8 protein-coding genes are annotated in these 8365 nt (G+C 68.8%); 3 read left to right on the top strand and 5 right to left on the bottom strand.

Annotation, left to right across the window (positions count from 1 at the left end):
* The coding region (locus WBA11_RS09650) for an AAA family ATPase (RefSeq protein ID WP_424520490.1) at positions 1-269 on the top strand (269 nt) is incomplete at its 5' end.
* Positions 270-503: 234 nt separating this feature from the next.
* Here WBA11_RS09650 and WBA11_RS09645 read toward each other — a convergent pair.
* The 5 genes from WBA11_RS09645 to WBA11_RS09625 form a co-directional block, all read right to left on the bottom strand.
* Positions 504-758, bottom strand: coding sequence for a hypothetical protein (locus tag WBA11_RS09645; RefSeq protein ID WP_424520489.1), 255 nt, complete (start codon positions 756-758; stop codon positions 504-506).
* A 276-nt stretch (positions 759-1034) separates the two neighbouring features.
* Positions 1035-1907 (bottom strand): hypothetical protein, encoded by an 873-nt coding sequence (locus WBA11_RS09640; RefSeq protein WP_424520488.1) that lies wholly within the window; start codon positions 1905-1907, stop codon positions 1035-1037.
* Positions 1908-2030: 123 nt separating this feature from the next.
* The gene (locus tag WBA11_RS09635; RefSeq protein ID WP_424520487.1) at positions 2031-2381 is read right to left on the bottom strand and encodes a hypothetical protein; all 351 of its coding nucleotides are present in this window, start codon (positions 2379-2381) and stop codon (positions 2031-2033) included.
* Between the two features lie 58 nt (positions 2382-2439).
* The gene (locus WBA11_RS09630; RefSeq protein WP_424520486.1) at positions 2440-3189 is read right to left on the bottom strand and encodes a hypothetical protein; all 750 of its coding nucleotides are present in this window, start codon (positions 3187-3189) and stop codon (positions 2440-2442) included.
* Between the two features lie 52 nt (positions 3190-3241).
* The gene (locus WBA11_RS09625; RefSeq protein WP_424520485.1) at positions 3242-4600 is read right to left on the bottom strand and encodes an NAD-dependent succinate-semialdehyde dehydrogenase; all 1359 of its coding nucleotides are present in this window, start codon (positions 4598-4600) and stop codon (positions 3242-3244) included.
* A gap of 126 nt (positions 4601-4726) precedes the next feature.
* On the opposite strand from WBA11_RS09625, the gene rnc reads away from it, so the two are divergent.
* Positions 4727-5554: a ribonuclease III gene (rnc, locus tag WBA11_RS09620; protein ID WP_424520484.1), complete on the top strand. Its 828-nt coding sequence runs from the start codon at positions 4727-4729 to the stop codon at positions 5552-5554.
* Between the two features lie 195 nt (positions 5555-5749).
* On the top strand, positions 5750-8365 hold a 2616-nt coding region (gene gcvP / locus WBA11_RS09615; RefSeq protein ID WP_424520483.1), incomplete at its 3' end, for an aminomethyl-transferring glycine dehydrogenase.

The following is an 8365-nucleotide window of genomic DNA, read 5'->3' as shown; positions in this document are numbered from 1 at the left end:
CGCAGCAGTACGCGTTTTTCTTCTTCGGCGAGTGCCCCGCCGAGGTCCAGACCTACGCCGACCGGTGCCGCGAGCGCTACGCCTGGACGTTCGTCTGCGCGCCCGACATCCCGTTCGACCAGGACGGGACGCGCGTCCACCCGCAGGTGCAGCAGTACCAAGACGGCGCGATCCGCAACGACCTGACGATCCGCGGCATCCCGTTCACCGTCCTCGAGGGCGGCGTCGCGGAGCGCGTGGCGGCCGTCCGGCGCGTTCTCGAAGTCTAGCGCCCCACGCTAACGAGCGTCGCGATAGCGAGGCTGGAGTATCCGGGCTGCCTCGAGGTCGGAGAGGTGTCGCGGTGTGGGACTTTCAAGGTGAAGGGTTGCTAGCGCTTCCTGAGCCAGGGCGCTCGCGGGCGAGACGATCGCCTTCGAAGAGGTGCTCGACGGCGTGTGGGCACAGCGCTTCTGTTCGCTCGAACTCGGGCACAGGAGCCCTATGCCGGCCTGCAGCGGTGGTTACACCGCCCCCCGAATCCGGGCGCCCTTCTGTGCTGTCTCGGAGATCTCGAGCTCACCACCATCGATGGCGTCCAGCCTCTCCTCAATCTCCCGCTGGCGGAGTATCACAGCGATGACCGCCAGCCCGATCATGAACCCACCGATGGACGCGAACAACATCTTCCAGAGCGCGAGCCCAGGTATCGACTGAACGATGAACAACGGCCCGAAGAGCGCGAACGACGGGGCGACGGCATCAAGGAATCGTTTCATGGCGTAGCACGAGCGGTGCATCTATTAGGATACAACGCCACACGGCGGCTACCCGAAGGCGGCCGCCGCGTGATCGTCCTCGAGGGCGCGCCCTCGAGGTCGGACTGGAAGCGAGAGGGCTGATCACCCTCCAGAAAGCAGACGTCATGGCGAGCGACCGAGAAGATATTTCGAGCACTCGAGGGCGGACGAACGAGATCGCCGCGTCGCGTCGCTCCTCGCGATGACAGGGTTTGAGGGGCGGTCCAAGACGCTTGCCGCTTCCCTCACGTCCCGCTAGAGAACACCGCCCGATGCCATATCGGCGCGGTGGTCCCGTCCGCCCATCCGGATCCGGGCGCGGCCCTCGCGCTCAACGGGGAACTCGATGGTGAACGCGCGCTCGACGTCCTCCGTCGAGGTCGCGCCGTCGGCGTCGGTTGTGGTGACCGTCGCGCGGTAGACACCCGTTGCCGTACCGGAGGCGGCAGCGCCCCAGCGACCGCGGAAGCGAGCGCGCTCGGCGGCCCGTCCGGCGGGGCCGGTCACGTCCTCGAGGACGAGCGTGACGGTGTAGTCCGCCTGACGCGTGGAGCCGTCGCGGCGCGTGACGTCGTAGGAGCCGGACCGGCTCGAGGTGCCGTCGACGGTCACCGTCTCGGTGTCCAAGCCGACGACGGAGTAGGTCGTCGTGATGTCCGTGATCTCACGCGATCCACGAGGCGACGTGGCCTGGCTCGACCCGGACAGGATCGAGAACGTCAGGCTCGCGGCGTCCTCGGGGCTCTCGACGGCGGTTCCGGCGGCGTCGAGGTAGGCGAACGTGGCGACGCGCTCCGACGACCGGGCGCGCTGGCCGTTCGGGCTCTCGCGCTCGCACGTGAGGGTGACAGTCGTAGCGGTCCCGTCGAAGCTGGACTCGGACTCACACGAGCCGTTGGGGCGGTCGAAGCCGTCGCCGCCGTGGGCGGGACCGCGAAGCTCGGCGTAGCCCATTCCGATGGCGGCGTGGGCGGCTTCGTCGAGGGCGCCGTCGGACTCGAGGGCGAAGGCGCTGGCGACGGTCGCGGTGACCTCGGCGTCGAGGTCGGCCGTCTCGACGTCGGACGCGTCGCAGCCGGTGAACAGGAGGGCTGCGACGGCGGCGCCCAGCAGGAATCGGGGAGACATAGCGAACGGGGATGTTGGAGACAAAAGCGGCGTGGTGCCGTGCGATGTCTCAACCTGCCCACTCCGGCGCTCCCGATTGTGTCGATCCGGTGGCGACTCTGGGCACGACCCGTCCCGATTCCGTTACCGCACGCGTCGGCGCGGCGTCCGCGTCCCGCCTTCGAGGTCGGCCGGGTCGTCGGTTAGCAGCGACGGGTCGACGCGTCCCTGGCGGTCGGTGATGCCGGCCTTGCGGGCCTCGCGCTCCAGATCGAACCCCTCGCTCGTCACGATGGCTTCGAGCGCCTCGATGCGGGTTTTCAGCCGGTCGCGCTCGGCTTGGGCGTCGGCCAGTTCGTCCTCGAGGTGGCTCGTCGCCTTGCCGAGCTGCGCCTGCGCCTCGGCCTTCGCCTTCGCGATCTTCTGATACGTCCCGGCCACGATCGCGACGATCGGGATGAGGAGCGCCAGGATGGGAATGAAGATCGGGTCCATGGGTCAGGCAGAGGATCGACAGGAACGTACCCCACGACGCGGCCGGCGTGGACACGCGCTACTCGGCCTCGAGGACGTACACCTCGACCGGGTCGGATCCGGTCGGCACCTCGACCTCGACAGAGGTCTCGTCGATCTGGAGGAGACGTGCGTTCGCGTCCGTCCCGCGCTTGACGACGACCAGGATGTCGGTCGGCCCCGTCCCGCGGACGACGCGGATCTCGTCGCTCGGCCCGTCGAGGACGATCGTGGTTCCTCCCAAGGACTGAGCCGGTACGCTCGTCGATCCGGTCGCGCCTTGGAAGAAAAGGCGCCCTCCGAGACCGAAGCTGACTGGCCGGAGGAAGAGGACGGGGCCTCGCTCGGCGTCCTCGAGGACGGGGAAGAATACGGCGCCGGGATCGCCCTCGATGCGTGTGTCGCCCAAGTTCAGCGCCAAGCAATTTGCGGACTCGTCGCACGAGACGGGGGCCAGGATGATGGGGCCGCCCGGCGTCTCGCTGCGGACTAGGAAATGGCCCGGCTCGTACGCGTCGCCGGTGGCGAGGCTGAGCACGTCGGCGGCAATCCGAGCAGCTCGGTAGCGGTCCTCGAGGGCGGAATCAGCCGGGACGCCGCGGAACGGGACGCCGGTGATCCCGGCGGCCCCGACCAAGCGGAGCACCGTCCCCGCCGAGACGTCGCGGGTCTCGACAACGTCGCCCTCGAGGACGGCCTCGACGGCGTACTGCGTCGGCGCGGCGGGTTCGGGCTCCGATGCGTCGCAGCCGACGACCGCGAGGAGGAGCAGGCAGAAAAGAGACCTCATGTGGCCAACCTAGGCTGTCCACTCCGAGACCGGTTGGTCCAAACGCACTACCTCAGTCCACCCAGATCGTCTTCGCGTTGACGAACGCTCGCGCGCCCTCGAGGCCGAGCTCGCGGCCGAACCCCGAGTCGCCGACGCCGCCGAACGGAAGCGCGGGGTGGCTCTTGGTCATCTCGTTGACGAACACGGCGCCCGACCGCACCTCGCGCGCGACGCGCTCCCCGACCTCGAGGTCGCGCGTCCAGACGCTTCCGCCCAAACCGAACCGCGTCGCGTTCGCCAGCCGGACCGCGTCCTCGAGGCCGTCTGCGACGGTGATCGAGGCGACCGGCCCAAAGATCTCCTCCTGGAACGCGACCGAGTCTTCGGTTACGCCCTCGAGGACGGTCGGCGGGTAGTAGAAGCCGGTCCCGTCGGGAATCTCACCGCCGCACGCGAGCGACGCGCCGCCCTCGAGGGCGCGTTGGACCTGATCGTGGACGGTTTCGCGGAGGTCTGCTCTCGCTAGCGGTCCCAGGTCCACGTCCGTCGTCGGGTCGCCGACCTCGAGGGCGCGCATCCGCTCGACGAACCGCTCGGTAAAAGCATCTGCGACCGACGACTCGACGATGAACCGCTTGGCCGCGATGCACGACTGCCCGTTGTTCTGAACGCGCGCCCGGACACCGGTTTCGACGGCCGCCTCGAGGTCGGCGTCCTCCAAGACGATGAAGGCATCGGTGCCGCCCAGTTCGAGCACGCACGGCTTGAGCGCTGCGCCGGCCTGTCCTCCGACCGCACGTCCGGCTTTCTCGCTCCCCGTCAGCGTGACCGCCGCGATCCGGTCGTCCTCGATCACGCCTTTGACGCGGTCGACCTCGAGGACGACGTGCTGGAAAACGCCCGGTGGGAAGCCGGCCTCGAGGAACAGCTCTGCGATCCGGTCGCCGCAGCCCAGCACGTTCTCGGCGTGCTTCAAAATGCCGACGCCGCCCGCCATGATCGTCGGTGCGGCGAAGCGCAGGACTTGCCAGAACGGGTAGTTCCACGGCATGATGGCCAGGACGGGTCCGAGCGGCTGATAGGCCACGAACGAGCGTTGGGCCTCGGTCTCGCGCGGCTCGTCTCTCAGAAATCGCTCGGCGTGCTCGGCGTAGTAGCGGCAGACCCAGGCGCACTTCTTGGCCTCGGCGACGGCTTGGGCGAGCGGCTTGCCCATCTCGCGCGTCATCAATGCCGCGTGCTCATCGGCGCCGTCCTCGAGGAGATCGGCCAGGCGCCGCATCGAGGACGCGCGCTCGGCGAACGTCGTCCGGCGGTGCGTCTCGAAGGCGTCGGCGGCGCGAGCGAGCGCGTCCTCGAGGTCGGCGTCGGAGGTCCAGTCGTGGTGCGCGATCTCGGCCTCGGTAGCCGGGTTGATGGTGGTGGGCATCGGCCTCGAGGTCGGGTGAGGAGGTGAGAGATCGCAGCGGACGCGGAGTTCCGGCAGGGAAGTCGGCGGCCGGGTTGCCTCTCGGCCCGGTTGGGTCGGACATTGGACGCCCGCTCACCCCGTCGTATGCCACCGTCAGGAACCCTCCGCCGAAGCGCCCGCCTGGTCCGTTCGTGGCTCGGCGGCATCCTCCCGGAGGACACGGGGCTGGAGCCGGAGCCGGTCCGGACCGTCGACGAAGTGACGGACCGCGGCGTCTCACGGCGCACCATCGAGGCCTTGGTCGGAGTGCCGGTCCGCGACCTCGACCTGTACGAGCACGCGCTCCGCCACCGATCGCTGTTCCGCGGGCTCCAGACCAACGGGACCGAGTCGAACGAACGGCTGGAATTCTTGGGCGACGCGGTCCTGGGCACGATCACGGCCGAGGTCTTGTACCGCCGGTTCCCGGACCGCGCCGAGGGCCTGCTCACACGGACGCGCGCGACACTCGTCAACGGCAAGGCACTCGCGGGCTACGCGACGGCCATCGGCCTCGATGCGCTGGTCCTGATGAGCGACAACATGGAGGCCAGCGACGGCCGCCAGAACGCCACCATCCTGGCCGACTCCTTCGAGGCCATCGTCGGCGCGATCTACCTCGACCTGGGCTTCGACGCCGCCGACCGGTTTGTGCGCCGCGTGCTGGACCAGTGCGTCGACCTCGAGGTCGCGGCGGCCGACAAGAGCAACCACAAGAGCCGGCTGCTGGAGTACGTCCAGGGGCTGGGGCAGGACCAGCCGATCTACGTAACGGTCTCGGAGGAAGGGCCGAGCCACGCGCGCCAGTTCACGGTGGCGGTCGTCGTCGAGGGCGAGCACGCCGGTGAGGGCTCCGACCGGTCGAAGAAAGGCGCCGAGCAGATCGCGGCGCGCGAGGCGCTCAAGGCGCTGCGTGAGCAAGCGGCGGCTTAGCTACCTCGAGGACGCATCGAGAACGATGCACCGAGATGGCACGGACGCCCCGCGGGGCGTCTCTACGGCTCCGACCGACCTCGAGGACGCTGACCAGACGCCACGCCCTGACGAAGACCGCGTGACCCGACCTCGAGGGCGGACCGTTGCCTCCTGCGCCGTCGTTACTTCCGTCTACCGCCCCCTCCGACCTCGATGGAAACGCTCGCGCTCGCCGCCCACCCCGACCGCTTCGCCGACCGCCACCTCGGCCCGTCCGAGTCCGAACAGGCCGAGATGCTGGCCGCCCTCGAGGCCGACTCCCTCGACGCGCTCAGCGACGCGGCCGTCCCGGCCGACATCCAGCTGGGGCGCCCTCTCGAGCTGCCCGACCCGCTCTCCGAGCGCGAGCTGCTGGACGAGCTGACGGGCATCGCCGAGCTCAACGAGACGGCCCGGAGCTACATCGGGATGGGCTACTACGGCACGGTCCTGCCGCCGGTCATCCAGCGGAACGTGCTCGAGAATCCCGGCTGGTACACGCAGTACACGCCGTACCAGGCCGAGATCGCCCAGGGCCGGCTCGAGGCGCTGCTCAACTTCCAGACCGTCGTCAGCGACTTAACCGGCTTGCCCGTCGCCAACGCTTCGCTCTTGGACGAGGGCACAGCCGCCGCCGAGGCCATGTCGATGTTCTGGGGCGCCCACCGCGGCAAGCGCTCCCGCTTCATCGTCGACCAACGGTGTCACCCCCAGACCATCGCCGTCGTCCAGCAGCGGGCCGACCCGTTGGGCATCGAGGTCGAGATCGCCGACCTCGAGGACGTCGAGCCGTCCGACGACGTGATCGGCGCGCTCGTCCAGTACCCGACGACCGACGGCGAGATCGTCGACTACTCGACACTGGCCGAGCGCATCCACGACGTCAAGGGCTACCTCGCCGTCGCGACCGACTTGTTGGCGCTTACGCTCATCGAGGCGCCCGGCGAGTGGGGCGCGGACGTCGCGCTCGGGTCCAGCCAGCGCTTCGGCGTCCCGATGGGCTTCGGTGGCCCGCACGCCGCGTTCTTCGCCACGACCGACACGTTCGCCCGCAAGATCCCCGGCCGAATCATCGGCGTGAGCCAGGACCGCCACGGTGACACGGCGCTCCGCATGGCGTTGCAAACGCGCGAGCAGCACATCCGCCGCGAGAAGGCGACGTCCAACATCTGCACGGCCCAGGTTCTGTTGGCCAACATCGCCGGGTTCTACGCCGTCTACCACGGTCCTGGCGGACTCACGAAGATCGCCGAGTACGTCCACGGCCAGACCCAGCGGCTCGCCGACGCCCTCGAGGCCGCGGGCCACGAAGTCTTGCACGCCGACTTTTTCGACACCTTGCGCGTCGAGACCGACGACCTCGATGCGGTCGCCGTCGCCTTCGACCAGTTCGGCATCAACCTGCGCCGCTACGAAGACGGCACGATTGGCGTCGCCCTCGACGAGACCGTCACCGACGACGACTTGGCCGACATCGCCTCCGCGTTCGGAGCTGGCGACCTCGAGGACGGCGACGGGCGCTACGACGGGCTGCACGCCCGTCAGACGTCCTTCCTAGAGCATCCCACGTTCGAGCGCTACCGCAGCGAGCACGAGATGCTGCGCTACCTCAAGCGGCTAGAGAACAAGGACCTCTCGTTGGTTCACAGCATGATCCCGCTCGGGTCGTGCACGATGAAGCTCAACGCGACCGCCGAGATGATGCCGGTCACGTTCCCCGGCTTCGCCAACATGCACCCGTTCGCGCCGGACGACCAGACGGAGGGCTACGAGGAAATCGTCGACACCCTCGAGGAGTGGCTGGCCGAGATCACTGGGTTCGACGCCGTCTCGCTCCAGCCCAACTCGGGCGCGATGGGCGAGTACACGGGCCTGCTGACGATCCGGGCCTACCACCAGTCGCGCGGCGACGACCAGCGGACGGCCTGCCTGATCCCGACCTCCGCCCACGGCACCAACCCTGCGTCGGCCGTGATGGCCGGCATGGACGTGGTCGCCGTCAAGGTCAACGAGGCCGGCGAGGTCGATCTTGAGGACTTGCGCGCCAAGGCCGAGAAGCACGCCGACACGTTGGCGGCACTCATGATCACGTACCCGAGCACGCACGGCGTGTTCGAGACGACCATCCGCGAGATGGCTCAGATCGTCCACGACAACGGCGGAATGGTTTACATGGACGGCGCCAACCTGAATGCCCAAGTCGGCCTGTGCCGGCCGGGCGACTTCGGGATGGACGTCTGCCACCTCAACCTGCACAAGACGTTCGCCATCCCCCACGGCGGTGGCGGGCCGGGGATGGGACCGATCGGCGTCGTCGAGGCGCTCGAGCCGTTTCTGCCAGGCCACCCGGTCGTGCCGACGGGCGGCGACCAGGCCATCGGGCCGGTCGCGGCGGCCCCGTTCGGCAGCGCACTCGTCGGGTTGATCTCGTGGGGCTACATCGCCATGATGGGCGCGGAGGGTCTCAAGAAGGCCAGCCAGATCGCGATCCTGAACGCCAACTACATGGCCAAGAGGTTGGAGGGCCACTACGACGTGCTCTACCGCGGGCCGGGCGGCCTGGTCGCCCACGAGTTCATCCTGGACGTCCGCCCGTTCCAGAAGGTGGGCATCGGCGCCGAGGACATCGCCAAGCGCCTCATAGACTACGGCTTCCACGCGCCGACGATGAGCTGGCCCGTCACGGGCACGCTGATGATCGAGCCGACCGAGAGCGAGTCGAAGGCCGAGCTCGACCGGTTCTGCGACGCCATGATCTCGATCCGCACCGAGATCCAGGAGGTCGAGATC

Source organism: Rubrivirga sp., assembly GCF_049648075.1.
GTDB lineage: Bacteria > Bacteroidota > Rhodothermia > Rhodothermales > Rubricoccaceae > Rubrivirga.
The sequence above is the reverse complement of the archived record's forward strand: the minus strand, read 5'-3'. Positions and strand labels throughout refer to the sequence as shown.

Coding starts and splice junctions, on each gene's coding strand:
- WBA11_RS09640 (WP_424520488.1), bottom strand. CDS start 1,907: ATGTCTCCCCGATTCCTGCTGGGCGCCGCCGTCGCAGCCCTCCTGTTC.
- WBA11_RS09645 (WP_424520489.1), bottom strand. CDS start 758: ATGAAACGATTCCTTGATGCCGTCGCCCCGTCGTTCGCGCTCTTCGGG.
- WBA11_RS09635 (WP_424520487.1), bottom strand. CDS start 2,381: ATGGACCCGATCTTCATTCCCATCCTGGCGCTCCTCATCCCGATCGTC.
- WBA11_RS09625 (WP_424520485.1), bottom strand. CDS start 4,600: ATGCCCACCACCATCAACCCGGCTACCGAGGCCGAGATCGCGCACCAC.
- rnc (WP_424520484.1), top strand. CDS start 4,727: ATGCCACCGTCAGGAACCCTCCGCCGAAGCGCCCGCCTGGTCCGTTCG.
- WBA11_RS09630 (WP_424520486.1), bottom strand. CDS start 3,189: ATGAGGTCTCTTTTCTGCCTGCTCCTCCTCGCGGTCGTCGGCTGCGAC.